Source organism: Corallococcus sp. AB049A, from assembly GCF_003668885.1.
Taxonomy (GTDB): domain Bacteria; phylum Myxococcota; class Myxococcia; order Myxococcales; family Myxococcaceae; genus Corallococcus; species Corallococcus interemptor.
Genome location: NZ_RAWL01001473.1, coordinates 1 through 383 on the forward strand (window position 1 = coordinate 1; position 383 = coordinate 383).

Annotated in this window: 1 protein-coding gene; it reads right to left on the reverse strand. The window is 55.1% G+C overall.

The features are described from left to right. A partial coding sequence (locus D7X55_RS42625; protein ID WP_255425076.1) for an alpha-amylase family glycosyl hydrolase occupies nucleotides 1-383 on the reverse strand: 383 nt, incomplete at both ends.

The window sequence follows — 383 nt, forward strand, 5'->3', positions numbered from 1 at the left end:
CCACACGTAGAAGTCTCGTTCCGGCGAACCTTTCGGCGCCCGTCGGGCTGCCTGAAACCAGGCATGTTGATCGCTCGTGTGGTTGATCACCAGCTCAGTAATCACACGAATGTTTCGCTTGTGAGCTTCGTCGATGAATCGTCGGACGTCTTCGATCGTTCCGTAGCTCGGGTTGACGCCGGTGTATTCGGCGATGTCATAGCCGTCATCGCGTAGTGGTGACGGATAGAATGGCAGGATCCATATTGCCGTGATTCCGAGTTCCTCAAGGTAGTCGAGTTTGGAAATCGCGCCAACGAAATCCCCAATCCCGTCGCCGTTGGAGTCGCAGAACGATCGAACGTGCATCTGGTAAATAACCGCGTTGCGGTACCAGCCTGGAT